The 18,649-nt window shown below is 39.4% G+C and carries 16 protein-coding genes; 14 read left to right on the top strand and 2 right to left on the bottom strand.

Features of this window, described 5'->3' with window-relative positions; translation table 11 throughout:
* Nucleotides 1-79 precede the first annotated feature (79 nt).
* Entirely contained in the window at nt 80-1,414 is a 1,335-nt protein-coding gene (locus ACMXYS_RS03360; protein WP_415897569.1) for an O-antigen ligase family protein, read from the bottom strand.
* Between the two features lie 300 nt (nt 1,415-1,714).
* Nucleotides 1,715-2,209 (bottom strand): hypothetical protein, encoded by a 495-nt coding sequence (locus ACMXYS_RS03365; RefSeq protein ID WP_415897570.1) that lies wholly within the window; start codon nt 2,207-2,209, stop codon nt 1,715-1,717.
* Between the two features lie 377 nt (nt 2,210-2,586).
* Between ACMXYS_RS03365 and ACMXYS_RS03370 the strand changes: the two genes are divergently transcribed.
* The 14 genes from ACMXYS_RS03370 to ACMXYS_RS03435 all read left to right on the top strand — a co-directional run bounded on the left by ACMXYS_RS03370 (nt 2,587) and on the right by ACMXYS_RS03435 (nt 18,628).
* Entirely contained in the window at nt 2,587-4,029 is a 1,443-nt protein-coding gene (locus tag ACMXYS_RS03370; protein ID WP_415897571.1) for an undecaprenyl-phosphate glucose phosphotransferase, read from the top strand.
* 20 nt (nt 4,030-4,049) lie between these two features.
* Nucleotides 4,050-5,216, top strand: coding sequence for a nucleotide sugar dehydrogenase (locus ACMXYS_RS03375; protein ID WP_415897572.1), 1,167 nt, complete (start codon nt 4,050-4,052; stop codon nt 5,214-5,216).
* Nucleotides 5,217-5,222: 6 nt separating this feature from the next.
* A complete protein-coding gene (locus ACMXYS_RS03380; protein WP_415897573.1) occupies nt 5,223-6,479 on the top strand; it encodes a flippase in 1,257 nt (418 codons plus the stop codon).
* A 51-nt stretch (nt 6,480-6,530) separates the two neighbouring features.
* Complete coding sequence (locus tag ACMXYS_RS03385) at nt 6,531-7,850, top strand: hypothetical protein (RefSeq protein ID WP_415897574.1); 1,320 nt, start codon at nt 6,531-6,533, stop codon at nt 7,848-7,850.
* 2 nt (nt 7,851-7,852) lie between these two features.
* On the top strand, nt 7,853-8,950 hold the full coding sequence (locus ACMXYS_RS03390; RefSeq protein ID WP_415897575.1) for a glycosyltransferase: 1,098 nt from the start codon (nt 7,853-7,855) through the stop codon (nt 8,948-8,950).
* A 1-nt stretch (nt 8,951) separates the two neighbouring features.
* The gene (locus ACMXYS_RS03395; RefSeq protein ID WP_415897576.1) at nt 8,952-10,025 is read left to right on the top strand and encodes a glycosyltransferase family 4 protein; all 1,074 of its coding nucleotides are present in this window, start codon (nt 8,952-8,954) and stop codon (nt 10,023-10,025) included.
* Nucleotides 10,015-10,569 (top strand): putative colanic acid biosynthesis acetyltransferase, encoded by a 555-nt coding sequence (locus ACMXYS_RS03400; RefSeq protein ID WP_415897577.1) that lies wholly within the window; start codon nt 10,015-10,017, stop codon nt 10,567-10,569. The genes ACMXYS_RS03395 and ACMXYS_RS03400 overlap by 11 nt, the downstream gene beginning before the upstream one ends.
* Nucleotides 10,570-11,832, top strand: a complete 1,263-nt coding sequence (locus tag ACMXYS_RS03405) for a WcaI family glycosyltransferase (RefSeq protein WP_415897578.1) — start codon at nt 10,570-10,572, stop codon at nt 11,830-11,832.
* Nucleotides 11,822-12,949 (top strand): GDP-mannose 4,6-dehydratase, encoded by a 1,128-nt coding sequence (gene gmd / locus ACMXYS_RS03410; RefSeq protein WP_415897579.1) that lies wholly within the window; start codon nt 11,822-11,824, stop codon nt 12,947-12,949. Before ACMXYS_RS03405 ends, gmd begins: the two co-directional genes overlap by 11 nt.
* A gap of 155 nt (nt 12,950-13,104) precedes the next feature.
* Complete coding sequence (gene fcl, locus ACMXYS_RS03415; protein ID WP_415897580.1) at nt 13,105-14,061, top strand: GDP-L-fucose synthase; 957 nt, start codon at nt 13,105-13,107, stop codon at nt 14,059-14,061.
* Nucleotides 14,062-14,197: 136 nt separating this feature from the next.
* On the top strand, nt 14,198-14,671 hold the full coding sequence (locus tag ACMXYS_RS03420; RefSeq protein WP_415897581.1) for a GDP-mannose mannosyl hydrolase: 474 nt from the start codon (nt 14,198-14,200) through the stop codon (nt 14,669-14,671).
* A complete protein-coding gene (locus ACMXYS_RS03425; protein ID WP_415897582.1) occupies nt 14,668-16,077 on the top strand; it encodes a mannose-1-phosphate guanylyltransferase/mannose-6-phosphate isomerase in 1,410 nt (469 codons plus the stop codon). Before ACMXYS_RS03420 ends, ACMXYS_RS03425 begins: the two co-directional genes overlap by 4 nt.
* Nucleotides 16,077-17,090 carry a UDP-glucose 4-epimerase GalE gene (galE, locus tag ACMXYS_RS03430; protein WP_415897583.1) on the top strand — a complete coding sequence of 338 codons (1,014 nt, stop codon included), beginning with the start codon at nt 16,077-16,079 and terminating at the stop codon, nt 17,088-17,090. The genes ACMXYS_RS03425 and galE overlap by 1 nt, the downstream gene beginning before the upstream one ends.
* 176 nt (nt 17,091-17,266) lie before the next feature.
* Nucleotides 17,267-18,628 carry an MBL fold metallo-hydrolase gene (locus tag ACMXYS_RS03435; RefSeq protein WP_415897584.1) on the top strand — a complete coding sequence of 454 codons (1,362 nt, stop codon included), beginning with the start codon at nt 17,267-17,269 and terminating at the stop codon, nt 18,626-18,628.
* Nucleotides 18,629-18,649: the final 21 nt, after the last annotated feature.

Here is an 18,649-nt window from a genome sequence, read left to right on the forward strand (position 1 = left end):
TAGATAGGTTAGTGAAGGGTGATTAGTCCCTGAAAAGTATTTTAACCCTCGTACTGGTACCCGCGGGCACGAGAGGTAGTTATCTATAAACTTCCTTTTTCTTTCTACCGGATTTTTGATAAACCGCAATCCAAGCTAAAGCAAGGACTACAATAAATGTCAGGGCATTAGCTGGCATCTGTAAATTAAAGTCCACCGTTGCATGAATCAGCATGGCTAATATCGACATAGATGAGCCGAAGGCGAGACCTCTAAGTACTTTATTTTTCCGCTTGTATTGCGCATATAACCCGGCGCCGAGACTGGCTAAAATCAATAGCGCGAGAGGCAAGGTTCCTATCACGCCAAATTCAGATAAAAATTCTAAATAGTCATTGTGGGTGTTTACATAAAAGCCGCGACCTACGTCTTCAGATCTGTGTTCAGGAAAAGCGGTATAAAAGGAACCTGCACCAGTGCCTGTTAGCGGTTGTAATCTAACCATTTCAAGAGTCGTAAGTGCCACCTCATCGCGCGACTCCTTTTCAACGCTGGTGGTTTGTAATCGCTCAGCAACTTTATCTATACCGAAGAAGGTGCCAACTACAAATATGTCTAAGATAAGTAGGCTTGTTAATAAAACGATCATACCGCGTGTTGCTTTGCGGCTAAGGATTAAACCGATAACTCCAATGATCATCAAACTAGCAAAGAATGAGGTATTACCCATTCTGGAGTGAGTCATTACTAGCCCGGCAACGATTATAAGAAGGGATATTCTGAGGATTGTTTTTTTAGATAATAGGGCTGCTAGCCAACGGCGGCCTCGTTCGCGCCAGTTGTGAGAGCCTTCATCGTTTAGCGTAGATATCATCAAGCCGATACCAATGGAGACGCACATAACCAGATAGCCAGCTTGACTGTTACGGTTAATAAACGTACCTGTGGAAACGCCCTGATAACTATCTTTAGGTATAAAGAACGTAAATTCGTATCCACTTAAAGTCATTAGGCTGCCATAGACGGCTTGAAATAGTCCACAGCCAACGAGCGTGTAACCAAGGTAAAGTAGTCGTTTTCTGGAATTTAGAAGCTGTAGGGAGAGTATAAAAAAACAAACTAACGTCCAGCCAAATAGGCTGTGATGGAGGCTATCGTTAGGTGAAACTGATAGGCCGTTGATCGGTATAGCTTGTATAGAGGTCCAGCCCGTAGCAATTGCTAGTAACGCTATGGCAGGCCATGATTTTTTTAAAGGACGAGATAGCTGTGTTTGTTCTCTTAATAAATTATATAAAAACAGACCAAATAAAGTAAAAATCAATACTATCAGTAGCGACATGGACCAGAGACGATTACTAGCCAATGGTAGCGGGGCCCAAACAAGAATAAACAGGTAAAGATAGAACAGGCGGCTATGAGAACTTGTGTCCATACAAATACATCTAGATGCGACTATTAACTGATTGAATGATCATACCACTCTTGAAGTTGGAGCTCACTCATTTGCTTCTCACAGGTCATCTTGATAGTAGCTCATCCTTTTGCACCTCATAGGTCATCTTGGTAGGAGCTCACCCCGTGAGCGATAATGTCGTGGGTTTAGTGATAAATATCCGCTTATAGCTTGCAGGATACCTTCTTTAAAAGGGTTGTGTAGGGTGAAGCACCTGACCTATAGTCTTAGTCGCTAATTCAATAAAAAAGCGCCTATATGGGCGCTTCTTGAAATGACTTAGGTTGGGCTTGGGTTGCCACCACCGCCACCACCGCCGCTACTCCCGAATGGAGGAGGGGATACAGGAGTTCCTGTTTGGCCTGGTGCAATGCCCAATCCTTGACCTTGACCTTGACCTTGACCTTGACCTTGACCTTGGGCGTTATTCCCACCTGCAGCTGTTGCTTCACCAACCTCAGAAGGATCGGCACCTGCAAGAATTGCAACTTGTTCCATCGCTACTCTATCTGCACCTGCCGCAGTAGCAGCATTTACAACTGCGCCAGCATTCATGCCAGAATCGATAGCAGCAGTAACGATAGCGTCCATCAAGGATGCATCTGCATCAGAAATTTGTTGCATTATTTGGTCAACGGTTAGGCCTTCAGCCTGTGCATTTGCGACGATCTCAGCTGGAGAAAGACCAGCTTCAACATCTGATGCGATATCAGCATATGCAGCAGAAAATGGCAGCATGATCCCAACTGCCAAAGAAATGATTGTGCGACGCATCTAACACTCCTTGTCGAATGAGTGGTTGAATTTTAGGCAATAGTAACAGTTAACCAACTATGGTTCCAACTATACAAAGTTATAAAACGTCCAATTTCATTAGTTTCTAAGTAACTTCTTGTTTAGTTATGGCTAATTAGAGAGCTATTACATTAAGCATAAGAGCTTCATGTCTATATGGGCTATGAAAACAACCAACGAAGAGCATGTTTAATTCAAAAAAACATCAAGGAAACCGACCCAATTACCGATTTATACCTTGGTATTGATGTTGTGCAACTGCAATAAATGTGGATTGCTGAATGTATTCTGAACAATTAGAATAGCCGCATGTGCCTATGGAGTACGGATAGTTTGGCACTGTAAAGGATATTACAATGGATATTAGTACCCCGAGTACGGGTGCTACGGCTAGTTATCGTCGTAGTAAACGCCTACTTAAAAATCATGAGTCTCTAGTCGCTCTCTTCCAGTTATCAGCTGACATAATCGTAGCTGTCGTACTGCTGTACTTGTTCGCTTCTTTTAAAATGGAAGAATTTCCCGCGGCGTATAGAGTGCTTGCGGTCCTTGCCTCTTTTTGTATCTGGTTTATATACAGCGCACGCGGCGTGTATCGTCAATCTTCGGATTATTTTCGTGGTTGTCTAAGGCTGACAGGTGCCTGGGCAATGATGCTCCTGCTTCTATCCTTTATAGGTTTTATAACCAAAACGTCCGAAATATTTTCTCGAGAGATACTGTTGCTTTGGGCTATGTCGATTCTATTTGCTCAAAATACATCTTATTGCTTGGTGAGCTATTGTTCTAAAAAGTACAAAGAAAATTATGAGCGTAACCTGCCGACCCTTGTAATAGGTACTGGCTCAGTCGCTCAGCATCTAGTCGAAAGCTTGAATAAAAACCGCTGGCTTCCAGATAAGGTAATAGGTTGTGTTAAAAGCTTAGAAAAAGACGAAACAGCAAGAGTTTCAGGGGTGAAAGTTTTAGGCGGACTAGAGAATATACGATCCTTAATCAAAGAGCATGATATTCGAAGAATCTATATTGCTCTACCTATGAAAGCGTCGGAACAAATTGATGGGTTGAATATTGACCTGCTAGACATGAATGTCGATGTGATCTGGGCGCCAGATATATTTGCACTTAATCTAATCAATCACTCAGTACGAGAAGTAGCGGGTATACCGCTTATATCAATTAATGAAAGTCCACTTACCTCTTCTCGAATATCAATGGTGATGAAAGAGCTAATGGATCGTTCATTAGCTGCAATCGGCTTGGTTTTACTGTCACCAGTTATGATTTGGGTGGCCTATAAAGTTAAAAAGTCTTCTCCAGGCCCAGTATTTTTTAAGCAGGAAAGGCACGGTTGGGATGGAAAGATTATAAAGGTGTGGAAGTTCCGCAGTATGAAACTTCATGTAGAGGAAAACGGCGAAGTTACCCAAGCAACCAAAGAAGATCCTCGTATTACTGAAATAGGCAAACTGATTCGAAAAACCTCTTTGGACGAACTCCCTCAACTTCTAAATGTATTGCAAGGAAGTATGTCGTTGGTAGGGCCAAGACCGCATGCAGTAGCTCACAATGACTACTACTCAGATAAAATTAATGCTTATTTGGCTCGGCACCGAATTAAGCCCGGTATTACAGGCTTGGCTCAAATAAGCGGTTATCGTGGTGAAACAGAAACCATTGATAAGATGGAAAAGCGAGTGGAATACGATCTTGCATATATCAATAACTGGTCGTTGCTGTTGGATTTGAAGATCCTTTTGAAGACACCAATGAGTTTGTTATCTAAAGATATTTATTAGACTTAGCTGGAAAATTAGAAATGAAAATTGCTGTAGCAGGGACCGGTTACGTAGGGCTATCAAATGCGATGTTGCTTGCGCAGCATAATGAAGTTGTCGCAATTGATGTTATCAATAAGAAGGTTCAGCTTCTAAATGACAAAGTATCCCCAATTGTGGATGCTGAGATTGAAGATTTTCTGCAGAATAAAGATCTTAATTTTTTAGCAACCACCGATAAGCGTACAGCATATGAAAATGCTCAGTATGTAATTATCGCTACGCCCACCGATTACGATCCAGATACCAACTACTTCAATACTTCTTCAGTTGAATCTGTAATTAAAGACGTCATGGTAATTAATCCGACCGCTGTGATGGTAATTAAATCTACTGTGCCTGTAGGTTATACCAAGCGGATTAAACAAAAATTCTGCTGTACAAATATTATATTTTCACCCGAATTCTTGCGAGAAGGTAAAGCGCTTCACGATAATCTTTACCCATCTCGTATTATCGTAGGGGAAAAGTCTGAGCGTGCTAAACAGTTCGCTGGATTACTTAAGCAAGGTGCAATTAAAGAGGATATTCCTGTTCTTTTAACTGAGGCAACTGAAGCCGAAGCAGTAAAATTATTCTCCAATACCTACCTTGCTATGAGGGTGTCTTACTTTAACGAACTGGATACATACGCAGAGACCCATGGTTTAGATACCAAACAAATTATTGAAGGTGTTGGTTTAGATCCGCGTATAGGTGATCACTACAACAATCCTTCATTTGGCTACGGCGGCTATTGCTTACCAAAAGACACTAAGCAACTACTCAGAAATTTCGAAGATGTCCCCAATAACCTTGTAAAAGCAATTGTAGATGCAAATACAACTAGAAAAGATCATATAGCTTTCTCAATATTGAATAGGCAGCCAAAGGTGGTGGGTATTTATCGCCTAATCATGAAAGCTGGCTCTGATAATTTTAGGGCTTCTTCTATTCAAGGAATTATGAAGAGGATTAAAGCGAAAGGAGTTGAAGTTGTTGTTTATGAGCCAGTGTTAGGGGAAGAGGACTTCTTTGGTTCTAGGGTAATTAAAGATTTAGATCAGTTTAAACAAAGTGTAGATGTAATCGTTGCAAATAGGGTTGTTCCAGAAATAGCGGATGTGGTTGAGAAGGTATATACGCGTGACTTGTTTGGCAAGGATTAAATTATAGTGAAAAACTATAAATGCGGTGCCATAGCTATGTTAATAGAGAAGTTTATAAAAATGGTTTCTCAACTAGCTATTTTAATAATGATGGCAAACATACTTGGTGCAGATAAGTTTGGGATATTGATGTATGCATTAGCAATTGCGTCAATTTTCATCTTTTTAAACAACCTAGGCTTAGATACCTTACTCGTAAAAAAACTAGTTCAGCAGCCTACTAAGCAGTTTTCTTTTCTCTATCATGCATGGGTTCTAAGAACCTCAGGTGCTTTGATAAGTATTATTTTAGTAAATGTGATTGGGTTATGGCTTGTATCAGCTGAAGACAGGCTTTTACTTTTTATAATCTCGATTTATCACCTATTTATCCCCATAAATTTAATTGAATGGTTTTTTAATGTAAAAGGCAGAAGTGATTTTGCAGCGATAGGACTAATAATTGGGCATGTTGTTGGTTTTTTATTCAGATTGATCGTTCTTTTATCAATTGAAAATATCTTGTGGCTAGCAGCAGCTTACAGTATTGAGCTAATAGTAACTGGGATCGTCTACTTTATATTAATAAAGAGAGTCCGTATTAAGATTAATCATCTGAAAATATCCAAAGAGCGTGGGCTTAGGCTCGTAAATGAAGCAAAGCCATTGATTATTAGTGGTGCCTTAGTTCTCCTGTATATGAAGATGGATCAAATTATGCTCGGATATATGATTGGTTCATATGAGGTCGCTGTATACACGGCGGCCACAAGGCTGAGTGAGGCATGGTTTTTTGTTGGTATAACAATTATTACGGTGTTTTACCCAAAGTTTTTAGAGTCTTTAGAGAACTCTGGCAATGAAGCATATTTTCAATGGATAGTTAATATTGGCAGGATTGTAGTATGGGGAGCAGTTGTATTGGCTATTACAACGATGCTCATGTCTGAAGAGATTGTTGAACTACTTTATCAAGATAATTATAAAGATTCCGCAAGTGTTCTAGCAATTAGTATTTGGTGTGTACCATTTGTGTATTTGGGCTCTATGGCGACTAAAATGCTAATTACGGATAATAAAAATAATATTATCCTGAAAAGAAGCTTTCTTGGAGTAATTGTTAACCTAATACTTAATTTAATATTAATACCACAATATGGTGCGGTGGGAGCGGCAGTTAGTACACTTATATCCCAAATGGTCAGTGGCTTTCTGTTTAATTTTTTTGGTAAGTCTGGTTTTGTATTTTATATTCAGTTGAAGATAATTATGTTTTTGAAATAAATTATATTTAATTAGTTGGTAATTAAATGGGTAGCCTACGGAAAAATGAAAGTGAATGATTACAGAAAGCAAAGGTTGATTTTTACGGTTCTGTTATTCGTTTTTGCATTTATGATTGCAAAGGAAATTAGTATTTTTATATATGCTTTTCCTGTAATGTCAATAATTTTTTATTCTGTCTCTTTGAATGATGGTGAGAAATTTGATGTCATTGATATGTTTTGGTTTATGGCCGCATTATTCTTTGTGGTAGCGCCAGCAGCAACCTTAACTGCTTATAATGACTCTTTTTTATTTGGTATGGGAGTTGTTGTTGAGTATCCATATTTTGATTTCTTATACCCTCAAGAATATTTGTTGAAGATGTATGTTGTTGTATCCGTAGGACTTTTTTTGTCAAGTTTAATAATCCCGTTTAGAGTTGGACTTAAATCAATTAAAGATACTGCTATAAATATAAAGATCCCATTTTTATTGATTGTTTTAAGTGTGTTGTTTTTTATTTTGATTTCTCAGAATGGCGGAATTGAAAATACGTTGAAGCCTAGGTTTGAGAAAGAGTTTATTAAGCCTGTTTATCTGGTGCTTTTTGAAGCTATATATATGATTGTGTTGTTTATTGGACTATCAGGCTTAAAAGATAATAGAAATTTATTTTTTGTGTTTGTTTTGTGTTTTATGCATTTGGTTTTATTTAACCCCCTAAATACTGCAAGGTTTACATTGATTATTGCTTGGCTTCCTGTGTTAATTATCTTATTCCCTTCTATGCTGAACTACAGAAAATTTGCAGCATTAATAATGTTTGGTTTAATAGTGTTAATGCCAATCTTAAGTTTGACTACAAGATTCGGTGCAGAAGGGTTGGTTGATTTTTCATTATCAATGGATAAATTCTTAGCCTATTTAGATGTACATACTATTATTCTTCATACATTTGAGTATGTTGATAAATATGGTCATGGGTATGGGGAAAGTCTTTTGGCATTGTTTCTATTTTTTATTCCGCGAGATATCTGGCCCGACAAGCCCCATGTAATTGGTTTAGTCATAGGGGGGGACTTGTACAATTCCGGAATTGTTGGAACATCGAATCTTTCGGGACCAGTGTTGGCAGACTTGTATTATGACTTTGGATATTTAGGCGTTATATTTGGAACGCTGATGTTTTCATTATTATTTAGATTTTTGGTTAGGAAGAATCTATTAATAAATGGAAATAATATAAATGGATTAATTTTGCTGTCTGCTTTGCCAATACTTACTAGGGGTAGTGTTGGTGCGGTAATTGCTTTGCCTTTTTTTATGCTTGTCTTTATAAATGTGATTGTTTTTATTAAAGGTAAGGTGGTTTTTACTAAGGGTGAATGATTTTGAGATCTAATGAATTGTTAATAATTCAGCCTCTTCTTGCTGGATATAGAGTTTCTTTTTTTAATGACCTTTCTCAATTCTTTGATAAAGTTACCATTATGGCTGATATTAAAGAACAGAAAGATTTCGGTGCGTCTTTAAAAAAAATTTCTGCAGATATTTTGCATGCGCCTATATTGGGAGAGCGTACGAAATTATATTACCAGCAAGGGATTGTAAAAAAAATTTTCAAATGCAGGCCTAAGTCTATATTTATAGCTGCAGATTTTAGAGCAATTTCATTTTGGGCTGTCTTGGTTTCTAGTAAAGTGTTGAGGATACCGGTTTTTACGCACGGTCAAGGTCTTTATGATAAGCCAAATCCAAAATTACTTTATAAAATTATTTTCAAAGCTGCTGTGATTTTAAGTTCAAGGTATATATGTTATACGGATTTTTCTAAGCGAACTGCAGAGGCTATAGGTGTTCAATCAAATAAGTTAGCTGTGATGAATAATACAATCGTCAATAGTTCCCCTATAACGCCTGAGACAAAAAACGTAAAAACTAAAAGGCTAATCTATATCGGACGATTACGAGAAGGCTCTAATCTTGAGTTGCTTTTAGAAGCGATGAAAATACTAAAAAAGAGAAGTGTTTTTTGCTCATTAGATATAATTGGTGATGGTGAAAAGATCAAAGAGTATAAATCCTATGTGAGAAAAGCTGAAATTGACGTTGTTTTTCATGGAGCAATTTTTGATGATGAAGTTATCTCAGAAATTTCTAAAAGTGCAGTTGCAGGGGTTTACCCCGGCGATGCCGGTTTGAGTATAGTTCACTATATGTCTTTATCACTAGTACCAATCGCACACAATGATATTACTAAACATATGGGGCCAGAGCCTTCTTATATAAAGAATATGATAAATGGTATTCTTTTTGAAAGAAATAATGTAATTAGTCTCGCAGAATCGATTGATTATGTTATATCAAATCCAAGTTCTGCTAAGGAAATATTTGAAAATTCATACATCACATACCAAAATCTGACATCAATCAGTATGGCCGAAATATTAATGAGTTCTATGAATGAATTTTTAAAAGATCAAAGCTAATATGAAAAAAAGTATCCTAATTATTGGCCCTTTTCCTGACCCTTTACATGGTTGTAGCTTAGCTAATGAAGTTCTGAAACGTGGTTTATTAAAAAGAGAGTATGCTGTTGAAATTATTGATATGGCAACGAGCCTGTCTGAAGACATTGGTAGTTTTTCCTTTAAAAAAGCTGCGTATGCATTAAAGAATTATTTATCAATCTATAAAGTTTTTAGGGCTGATATTATTTATCTAACTCCAGGTCAAAGTTTTTTAGGTATTGTAAAATATTCGCTTTTTATATTAGCTGCTCGTATGCTTGGAAAAGAAATTGTTTTTCATGTGCATGGGAATTATTTGTGGCAAGAATATGAAAAATCAAACGGTATCAAAAAGAAATTAATTAAGTTTTTGATCGGGTCTTCGTCTAAAGGGATTGTTTTATCGCCATCTCTTGAGAAAAATCTTTCTCCTTTTCTGCCTAGATCTAAAATATTTTCAGTTTTTAATTTTGCAGAAAATTATTTGCATGCACCTAGTATTACAAAAAAATTTGATAGATTGAGGGTTGTCTATTTAAGTAATTTAATGACGGAAAAAGGAATTTTCGATCTTTTGGAAGCTTTGAGGTTATTGAAAAGTAAAGGAGTTTACTTTGAGGCGAAATTAGCAGGTGGAATTGATCCTAATATAGCAGATAGAGTTTTTGAAAATATCCAAGAATTGGGTTGTAACGTTCGATATTTGGGACTTGTTAAAGGAATTGAAAAGAAAGAGCTTCTGACTTGGGGGAATGTTTTTGTCTTCCCTACTTACTACCGTTCTGAAGGGCAACCTATCGCGTTACTAGAAGCTATGACCACAGGTAATTCGATTATCACTACAAAACATGCAGGAATTCCAGATATATTGTGTGATCAGAATGCTTTTTTTGTTGATATAAAATCCCCTGAGCAAATAAATGAGACTCTACAAAAGTTTGAACATAACCGTAAGGAGTTCATTCTTAAGTCAGATTTCAACTTACATGAAGCGGCAAAGTATACAGAAGATCATTATGTTTACTCAATTTTGGAGGTAGTAAATGCAAAATGATTTTATGAAATTAGCGACATTCTCTATACCAAGCGGCTTTAGGGGAAGGTCTTCTTTTTATGTTCAACTTTGGTGGCTCGTACAGTCTACTTTTTTTGCTTGGTCACCGCAGTTCATGTATGGATGGCGTCGTTTTCTCTTGAGAGCTTTTGGAGCAAAGATTGGCAAAAATGTTATTATTCGACCCACAGTGAAGATTCCATACCCATGGAAACTCTCAATTGGCGATTATTCGTGGGTTGGTGATGATGTTACTTTGTACACCTTAGGTGAAATAGAGGTTGGTTCAAATAGTGTCATTTCACAAAAATCTTACCTTTGTGCAGCTTCTCATAATTATGACAAACCGAATTTTCTTATTTGGTCAAAGAAAATTACTGTTGAAGATGAATGTTGGTTAGCGACAGATGTTTATATAGCACCTGGTGTGACTGTAGGGAAGGGCGCAGTTATCGGTGCCCGCAGTTCCGTTTTTAGTAATATGCCTGAAGGAATGATTTGCTTCGGCAATCCTGCTAAACCTATTAAGAAAAGGTTGGATTAAATGGAATTCCTTCTTTATAGCCTCAATTACAAACCTGAACTTACAGGTATAGGTAAATATAACGGTGATTTAGCTCAATACCTTGTGGATAAAAAAGCTAATGTTACTGTGATGACTGCACCGCCTTATTATCCTGAATGGAAGGTGCATGAAGGTTTTTCTAATAAGTTTAGTGCTGTTAATGATTCAGGGGTTCAGATTCTTCGTTCGCCTTTGTATGTCCCTAAAAGTGTTTCCACGCTAAAAAGGCTCTTGCACTTATCCAGTTTCGCCCTTAGTTCAGGTATGAGGCTGTTAAGTAATCTGAGGTTGAAACCTCATGTTGTTTTTCTTGTGCAGCCTACCCTTTTTTGCGCTCCTATTACTTTACTCTACTGTAAGTTAACAGGGGCTTTGTCTGTGATGCATATCCAAGATTTTGAAGTAGATGCGATGTTTGGTTTGGGGATGGGGAAACAGGGGCTGTTTCAGCGCGTTGCTCGTTATGTAGAATCTTGGTTACTCCAGCGTTTTGATGTAGTCTCATCGATTTCATTTAGCATGCTCGAAAATGCTCGTTCTAAAGGTGTAGAAGAGCAAAAATTACTTTTCTTCCCTAACTGGAGCGATACGGAATTTATAACTCCTGAAGTAGATGGATCATCAATTAGAAATGATTGGGGGTATTTTCAGGATGACAAAGTAATTTTGTATTCAGGAAATATTGGGCAGAAGCAGGGGTTGGAGGTTGTTTTAGACGCTGCGAAGCATTTTCAATCAGACCCTAAAGTTAAGTTTCTTATCATCGGAAGTGGTGCTTATGCCGATACACTCAAAATGATGGCTTCTAATATGGGGTTACAAAATCTACAGTTTAAACCTTTGCAGCCTTGGGAGGACATTCCGGCTATCCTCTCCATGGCAGATGTTCATTTAGTAGTACAAAAGAAAGGGGCTGCTGATGCAGTTTTACCTTCTAAATTAACGAACATTCTTTCTGTTGGTGGGCACGCACTTGTTACAGCCGAACTTCATACGGAATTGGGTAAGATCTCTGAAAAGTATCGAAATATCTACACGCTTGTTGAGCCAGAGAACTCAAAGGCTTTTATTAATGCTCTGGCACAACTTATTACCTTAGATACGCGCATTCCCAATCTAACAGCACGCAAGTATGCTATCGATAATCTAAATAAAGATCAGGTAATTGATCGATTTATATCTGATCTCTATTTGCACTTAGAAAAGAATTCTGAAAAATTAGGAAATATACATGCAAAGTAAAAAAGTTGCTCTCATCACCGGTGTTACCGGTCAGGATGGCTCATATTTAGCCGAGTTTTTATTGGAGAAAGGCTATGAAGTTCACGGTATTAAACGTCGTGCATCATCCTTTAATACTGAGCGTGTAGACCACATCTATAAAGATCCACATGAAGAGAATGTTAATTTTCATCTCCATTATGGTGATCTGACTGATACTTCGAACCTTACACGTATTATCCAGCAGATCCAACCTGATGAGGTGTATAATTTAGGTGCACAGTCTCACGTAGCAGTATCTTTCGAGGCACCTGAATATACTGCAGATGTAGATGCTATTGGTACACTGCGTTTGCTTGAGGCTATCCGTTTCTTGGGATTGGAAAAGAAAACTCGTTTCTATCAGGCTTCTACATCTGAACTTTATGGGGAAGTGCAGGAGATTCCGCAAAAAGAAACAACGCCTTTCTATCCTCGCTCTCCTTATGCCGCAGCAAAACTATACGCTTATTGGATTACGGTTAATTATCGTGAATCTTATGGTATGTACGCCTGTAATGGTATTTTGTTTAACCATGAATCTCCTCGTCGTGGTGAGACTTTTGTTACCCGTAAAATCACTCGTGCAATTGCCAATATTTCTCAAGGTGTAGAGAAGTGCTTATATCTTGGGAATATGGATGCCCTTCGCGACTGGGGGCATGCAAAAGATTACGTGCGTATGCAGTGGATGATGTTGCAGCAAGATGAAGCTGAAGATTTTGTAATTGCTACCGGTAAGCAGATATCTGTTCGTGAATTTGTTCGAATGTCAGCTGCAGAACTAGGTGTGACGCTTGAATTTAAAGGTGAAGGTGTTGATGAATACGCAGAGATTGTAGCTATTGATGGTGACAATGCCCCAGCACTTTCTGTTGGTGATGTAATTGTGCGCGTAGATCCTAAGTATTTTCGTCCTGCTGAAGTTGAGACTTTGTTAGGTGATCCATCTAAAGCTAAAGCTAAGTTAGGTTGGGTACCTGAGATTACAGTTGAAGAGATGTGTTCTGAAATGGTTCAGAATGATCTTGTCCAGGCGAAACAGCATGCTTTGTTGAAAGAGCATGGTTATGACGTGAATGTTTCACTAGAAAGATAAAGCTGTTTCTGTGGGTGGCCAAGCGTTACACAGTGCGTTATGCCTATTCTGGAATGAAAAGTTACTCCGATGTGTCCACTGTTTTGAGTGGATTATGCTGCTGGTAGGTCGCTACTCCAACAGTGGATGCATAATGGGGAAGTTGGATTTAGTTTATGAATATATTTATTGCAGGCCACCGAGGCATGGTGGGTTCAGCTATTTATCGAAAGTTGGCGGCTCAGCCAGACGTAAAAGTGATTACAGCCGGGAGGGATCAGTTAGATCTCACATCTCAAGCACAAGTAGCAGATTTCTTTGCTAGAAATCAAATAGATCAAGTCTATCTAGCTGCAGCAAAGGTAGGTGGTATTCATGCCAATAATGAATACCCAGCTGAATTTATATACGAAAACCTGATGATAGAAAGCAATATTATTCATTCTGCCTATAAAACAGGTGTAAAGAAGCTGCTCTTCTTAGGTTCTTCTTGTATATACCCTAAGTTGGCTGAGCAGCCAATGAAAGAGTCTGCTTTATTGACAGGGACCTTAGAGCCGACCAATGAGCCTTATGCGATTGCTAAAATTGCGGGTATTAAATTGTGTGAATCATATAATCGTCAGTATGGGGTGGATTACCGTAGTGTAATGCCTACCAATTTGTACGGTGAAAATGATAATTTTCACCCGGAAAACTCCCATGTGATTCCTGCATTAATGCGCCGCTTTCATGAGGCAAAATTAGCCTCTTCTAAAGAGGTGGTCGTCTGGGGTTCTGGCAAGCCAATGCGTGAGTTTTTACACGTAGATGATATGGCTGCTGCGAGTATTTTCGTGATGAATGCAGATAAGTCTGTGTACGATAATTGCACTGAAACAATGCTTTCACATATCAATGTCGGTACAGGTGTTGATTGCACTATTGCTGAACTTGCATTGACGATGGCTGAGGTGGTTGGATTTGAAGGTGACGTTGTGTTTGATGCGACTAAACCGGATGGAACTCCGCGTAAGCTAATGAATGTTTCTACACTTGAACAGTTAGGCTGGAAATATTCAATTTCTTTGAAAGAGGGATTGGAAATGACTTATGACTGGTTCCTTGAGCATCAGGAAGATTTTCGAGGCTAGGTTATTAGGGAGCGCAATCAGACTCTGATTTATGTTTTGACGTATCACTCAGAGGCTGAGCTCCTACATCCTACACTGTGGGTTTATGCAGCATTTTCTCAATTTTAGCTAATGCTGTAATTACGATGGACCATGTATGACAGAATCTTTTCTTGATAATGACACCTTTCGAACAATAGTCGATTCAACACCGCTAGTTTCTATTGATTTAGTGATTCGTAATTCCGAGGGCAGAGTTCTTCTTGGTAGGCGTATTAATCGACCAGCTAAGGGGGATTGGTTTGTTCCTGGGGGGAGAATTTTAAAGAATGAATCTGTGGATGTTGCTTTTGAACGCTTGGTTTTAAATGAACTCAATATTCAGGTTCAATTCTCAGATGCCACTTACATAGGCCTTTATGATCATTTTTACCCTGATAGTATCTGGGGGGATGGTGTAAGCACACACTATCTGGTTAATGCGTTCGAATTTAAAGTTGATCGGGTTTTGTCGTTGCCAGATCAACAGCATAATGACTACCGTTGGTTTAGTGTTGAAGAGCTACTTAGCTCTTCTGAGGTGCATGAGCACACTAAATGGTATTTTACCGAAGGAAAAGGTTATTCATGATTACTCCTGTAATTTTATCTGGCGGCTCGGGGACTAGGTTGTGGCCGCTTTCAAGGAAAATGTATCCAAAGCAGTTTTTACCTCTTACATCAGACAAAACGATGCTACAGGAGACAGTTGCGCGCTTATCAGGTTTAGGTACGGATGAGTTGCAAGTTATCTGTAATGAGGAACATCGCTTTTTGGTTGCGGAGCAGTTACGTCAGGTTGATAACAGAGGGGAAATTATTCTTGAACCTGTGGGGCGTAATACTGCTCCAGCCATAGCATTGTCAGCTATAGCGCTTAATAAAGCAGGTAAAGGTGATTCGGTTATGCTGGTTTTGGCTGCGGATCATGTTATTGAGAATGTTGATGCTTTTCAGCAGTCGGTTAATATCGCGCTGCCTTTAGCGGAACAGGGGCGTTTGGTGACGTTCGGTATCGTTCCAACTGAACCTGCGACGGGCTACGGTTATATTAAAGGAACGGATGATGGGGCTCAGGAATATATGCCTGTTGAAGCCTTTGTTGAGAAACCTGACCTTGAAACTGCTACTGCTTATCTTAGAAGTGGTGAATACTTTTGGAATAGCGGTATGTTTATGTTCCGCGCGGATCGCTACCTCGAAGAGTTAAAAGAACATCGCCCTGATATATTGGCAGCCTGCGAAGGAGCTATGTCGCATACTGCAGAAGATCTGGATTTTCTTCGTGTGGATAAGGAGAAGTTCGCAGCTTGTCCTGATGACTCCATAGATTATGCCGTGATGGAAAAGACTGATTGTGCTGTAGTTGTACCAATGGATGCTGGCTGGAGTGATGTGGGTAGTTGGTCTGCACTTTGGGATGTTAATGACAAAGATCAATTTGGCAATGTCTCTACTGGTGATGTGATTCTGGAATCTACCCAATCGAGTTATGTTTATAGTGAGGATCGATTGGTATCTACGCTAGGTGTGGATAATTTAGTTATTGTGGATACTAAAGATGCCCTCTTAGTAGCTAATAAAAATCGGGTTCAGGATGTAAAAAGCATTGTTGCCCAAGTTAAAGAGCAGGGGCGAACTGAACACCTCCAGCATAGAGAAGTTTACCGTCCATGGGGTAAATATGATTCAATCGATAATGGTGAAAGGTATCAGGTAAAGCATATTACGGTTGATCCAGGCGCGAAGTTGTCTCTTCAAATGCATCATCATCGCGCAGAGCACTGGATTGTGGTGAAAGGTACGGCAGAAGTACGTTGTGGTGATGAAATAAAACTGCTTTCCGAAAATGAATCAACATACATTCCCTTAGGAGAGCTTCATCAACTCTATAATCCAGGCAAGGTACCGCTTGAGATCATAGAGGTGCAATCTGGCTCCTATTTAGGCGAAGACGATATTGTTCGGTTTGAAGACCAATATGGGAGAGCCAAATAGTGGCTGTTTTGGTAACGGGTGGAGCAGGTTATATAGGTACACACACCGTTGTTCAATTGATTGAGCAAGGTGAAAAGGTAATCGTTTTAGATAACTTATGTAACAGTAGCCGGGATGTTTTCAGTCGAATTGAAAAAATCTGCGGTGTTTTGCCTACCTTTATCGAAGGCGATATTCGTAATCGAGAATGTTTGGATAAAATTTTTTCTGCCTCTTCTATCGATTCAGTTATTCATTTCGCGGGTCTTAAAGCCGTAGGTGAGAGCTCTCAAATCCCTTTAGATTACTACCAGAATAATGTTTGTGGGACGCTTATTCTGTGTGAGGCTATGGCCGCAGCAGGAGTTAAGAAATTGATATTCAGTTCATCTGCCACTGTATATGGTGAAGATGCTCCTGTGCCTTACGAAGAGAATATGCCTAGAGGTAAAACGTCCAACCCTTATGGTGCATCGAAGGCGATGGTTGAACAGGTTTTAACTGATCTGTGTGCTTCCGATCCTGAATGGTCTGTTGCTTTGCTGCGTTACTTTAATCCAATTGGTGCTCACCCCACTGGTTTGATTGGGGAGGACCCAAAGGGGATCCCTAATAATTTAATGCCTTTTATTAGTCAGGTCGCTGTTGGTAAACGTAAAGAACTATCTATCTTTGGTGATGATTATCCTACGGAGGATGGAACGTGTGAACGTGATTATCTGCATGTGATGGATCTTGCTGATGGTCATGTGAGTGCGCTTTCTTCATTAGATGAGAATGGCGTTCATATCTACAACCTAGGAACAGGTAATGGGCTTTCTGTGCTTGAGATGGTTAAGACTTTTATGCTTATTACCGGTGTAGATGTTCCATATACTTTTGCGGATAGGCGAGAGGGAGATTTACCCGCGTTTTGGGCTGACGCCTCTAAGGCTGAAAAGGAGTTGGGCTGGAGAGCTACGCGTACGCTAGATGACATGATGGAAGATACATGGCGTTGGCAGTCTAACAATCCTAATGGGTATGAAGGGTAAGCTTCATTTGGAAGGAGAAGTCACCTCAGAGTGATTTGTAGGTATTGTAGGAAGTCACCCTTTTGCGTGAGAAACGAGGTTTTTTCAGTTAGCAGTTTGTCATTCGTTCATAGATTAACTTCTGCTGGGGTAGATTGATCAGCTGATCACGGCTAATAATCAACAGGGAGGTTGAAATGGCTAAGATTATTCATCATGGAGCGGTTAATGGTGTGACTGGGTCATGCCATCAGTTGTTTGTTGATAAGGATCATTCGGTTCTTATTGATTGCGGGATGTTTCAGGGGGCTGAGGCTGCCAATCTTGAGCAAGGTTCTCTTGCGATTAATTTTTCTTTATCCAATATAGTCGGGCTTGTAGTTACTCACTGTCATATCGATCATGTGGGGCGTATACCTTATCTGCTTGCTGCAGGGTTTAATAAGCCAATTTATGCGACTGAAGCGACTGCCCAATTGTTACCGTTGGTGATTGAAGATGCTATCAAAGTGGGTATCAGTCGTGATAGTGATCTTATTGATAAGGTGATAGGTCGGTTGCGATCTCTATTGCGACCGTTTCCTTATGATGGATGGTTTACTATTCCTACCGAAGAAACTGAGATTAAATGCCGTTTTCGTATGGCGGGCCATATATTGGGTTCGGCTTATGTTGAGTTTCAGTTGCCTGATGAGAGGGTGACTTTTTCAGGTGATCTCGGTGCTCCTTATTCACCTTTGTTAGCAGCCCCGAAGTCACCTTATCGATCTGATTGCTTAGTGATTGAAAGCACTTATGGGGATAAAAACCATCAGGGTCGCAAAGAGCGGCGTTTAGAGCTTAAGCGAGTGCTTGAACGTTGTTTGTCGAATGCAGGTACAGTATTGATCCCTGCGTTTAGTATCGGTCGGACCCAAGAGTTACTTTATGAAATCGAGGAGATTATCTATAAGGGTTCTGCTGATTGGAAGAATTTGGATGTGATTGTGGATTCTCCTTTGGCGGCTGAATTCACCAAGCATTATCGTTCACTGAAAACTCTTTGGGATAAAGAAGCTAGTCGTAAGGTATCTCAAGGTCGACACCCTCTGGCTTTTGAACAGTTGATTACCATTGATAGTCATGATGATCATCAGCGATTAGTTAATCATCTTAGGCAATCAGGTAGGCCAGCGATCGTTATTGCTGCAAGCGGTATGTGTGCTGGAGGGAGGATTGTTAATTACCTTAAGGCATTGTTGGGTGATCCTAAAACTGATGTTTTGTTTGTGGGTTATCAAGCGCAAGGTACGGCAGGTAGGGATATCCAGAAATATGGTCCAAGAGGTGGGTATGTTTATCTTGATGATGAAAAGATAAATATCCGTGCTGGAGTGTATACGATAAGTGGATATTCAGCTCATGCAGATCAAAAAGATTTGATTAATTTTGTAAAGCGAATGCGTTTCATGCCAAAAGAAATACGGATTGTGCATGGTGATGCTGAAGCTAAACAGGCTTTGAGGATGAAGCTGCAGGCGTTGGTACTTGAATCTAAGGTCTGGGTTCCTAAAGGATAGCTTTTTAGGGGGGGCAGTGTT

The organism is Neptuniibacter sp. QD57_21 (genome assembly GCF_047778075.1).
GTDB lineage: Bacteria > Pseudomonadota > Gammaproteobacteria > Pseudomonadales > Balneatricaceae > Neptuniibacter.

Excerpts from the sequence above, each read along its gene's own strand:
- gmd (WP_415897579.1), top strand. The coding sequence starts at position 11,822 with ATGCAAAGTAAAAAAGTTGCTCTCATCACCGGTGTTACCGGTCAGGAT.
- ACMXYS_RS03405 (WP_415897578.1), top strand. The coding sequence starts at position 10,570 with ATGGAATTCCTTCTTTATAGCCTCAATTACAAACCTGAACTTACAGGT.
- fcl (WP_415897580.1), top strand. The coding sequence starts at position 13,105 with ATGAATATATTTATTGCAGGCCACCGAGGCATGGTGGGTTCAGCTATT.
- ACMXYS_RS03395 (WP_415897576.1), top strand. The coding sequence starts at position 8,952 with ATGAAAAAAAGTATCCTAATTATTGGCCCTTTTCCTGACCCTTTACAT.
- ACMXYS_RS03375 (WP_415897572.1), top strand. The coding sequence starts at position 4,050 with ATGAAAATTGCTGTAGCAGGGACCGGTTACGTAGGGCTATCAAATGCG.
- ACMXYS_RS03420 (WP_415897581.1), top strand. The coding sequence starts at position 14,198 with ATGACAGAATCTTTTCTTGATAATGACACCTTTCGAACAATAGTCGAT.
- ACMXYS_RS03435 (WP_415897584.1), top strand. The coding sequence starts at position 17,267 with ATGGCTAAGATTATTCATCATGGAGCGGTTAATGGTGTGACTGGGTCA.
- ACMXYS_RS03365 (WP_415897570.1), bottom strand. The coding sequence starts at position 2,209 with ATGCGTCGCACAATCATTTCTTTGGCAGTTGGGATCATGCTGCCATTT.
- ACMXYS_RS03370 (WP_415897571.1), top strand. The coding sequence starts at position 2,587 with ATGGATATTAGTACCCCGAGTACGGGTGCTACGGCTAGTTATCGTCGT.
- ACMXYS_RS03400 (WP_415897577.1), top strand. The coding sequence starts at position 10,015 with ATGCAAAATGATTTTATGAAATTAGCGACATTCTCTATACCAAGCGGC.
- ACMXYS_RS03425 (WP_415897582.1), top strand. The coding sequence starts at position 14,668 with ATGATTACTCCTGTAATTTTATCTGGCGGCTCGGGGACTAGGTTGTGG.
- ACMXYS_RS03360 (WP_415897569.1), bottom strand. The coding sequence starts at position 1,414 with ATGGACACAAGTTCTCATAGCCGCCTGTTCTATCTTTACCTGTTTATT.